General features: G+C 59.6%; 1 protein-coding gene. It reads left to right on the top strand.

Going from position 1 to position 1,250, the window contains the following annotated elements; genetic code table 11:
* Window positions 1–81: 81 nt before the first annotated feature.
* Complete coding sequence (locus ACP7BS_RS29695) at window positions 82–1,227, top strand: ISAs1 family transposase (RefSeq protein WP_426240920.1); 1,146 nt, start codon at window positions 82–84, stop codon at window positions 1,225–1,227.
* Window positions 1,228–1,250 lie beyond the last annotated feature (23 nt).

Genomic DNA, 1,250 nt, shown 5'->3' with positions numbered 1-1,250 from the left:
CACGGCCCTGAACTCGGGTTAACGGGTATTTCGGAAATTTCACGAGTCTGATTCAAGTGTGTCGGTGATTTGGAGGCCGACATGATTGAAGATCATCGCCCGCGGCTGCGGGTTTTGCTGGACCATTTCGGATTGGTTGCTGATGAGCGGGATCAATGGCGGGTGGCCTATCCGTTGCCGGAGGTGCTTCTGCTGGTGGTCTGCGGCACGATCGGGGCGTGTGACGATTTCGACGAGATCGTCGAATGGGGTGAGGATAACCTGCCGTTCCTGCGGCGCTTTCTGCCCTATCATCATGGCATACCCGGCGCGCGCTGGCTGCGCATCCTGCTCAACCGGATCGATCCGTCGCTGTTTTCGGATTGCTTCATATCGTGGGCTTCGACGCTTCGTCCCGATGCTCCGGCGCTGGTGGCGATTGATGGAAAAACCTCGCGCGGCAGCCATGACCGATCCAATGGCCGGGCGGCGCTGCATCTCGTCTCGGCTTTTGCCACCCGCGAACGGCTGGTTCTGGGACAGGAGGCGGTGGCGGCGGCAAGCTGCGAACAGGACACCATCCCCCTGCTGTTGGAGCGGCTGGCCGAAAAGAATCGTCTCAAAGGCGCGCTGGTGACCATCGATGCCATTGCTTGCAATGCCAAAACCGCGCGAGCCGTGCTCGATGCCGGCGCGGATTACCTGCTGGCAGCCAAGGCCAACCAGCCCGGCCTGATGGGCGAGATCGAGCGCTTCTTTGCCGATGCTCCGGAAAATCTCACCTCGACCGTCACCGAAGTCGATAAAGGCCATGGCCGGGTCGAAGAGCGGCGGGTTACCGTCTCCACGCAAATTGACTGGCTCAACAGTGACAGGCGCTTTCCCGGCGAATACCGCTTCCCGTCCATCGCCACCATCGTCAAGGTGCAAGCGCAAGTCTATGAAAAGTCCAGGCAAAGCAGCCAGGTCCGCTTCTACATCTCCTCGCGTTCGATGACCGCACTTGACTTCGCCGAGGCCATACGCGGCCATTGGGCCATCGAGAACTCGCTGCACTGGGTGCTCGACGTCACCTTCAACGAGGACGCCGCTCGATCTCGAACCGGACACGGCCCTGCAAACATGGCCATCGTCCGCCACTTCGCCATCAACATGGTTCGAAGCCATAAAGACAAGCGAAGCATCAAACTGAGACGAAACAAAGCCGGACGAAACCCTCAATACATGGCCGATATCATCGCCGCTTGACCGTTAACTTGGATTCACGGCCG

It is taken from the genome of Pararhizobium sp. DWP1-1-3 (assembly GCF_049896125.1).
GTDB lineage: Bacteria > Pseudomonadota > Alphaproteobacteria > Rhizobiales > Rhizobiaceae > Pararhizobium.
This window is presented reverse-complemented; position numbering and strand designations above follow the sequence as displayed.

Coding starts and splice junctions, on each gene's coding strand:
- ACP7BS_RS29695 (WP_426240920.1), top strand. CDS start 82: ATGATTGAAGATCATCGCCCGCGGCTGCGGGTTTTGCTGGACCATTTC.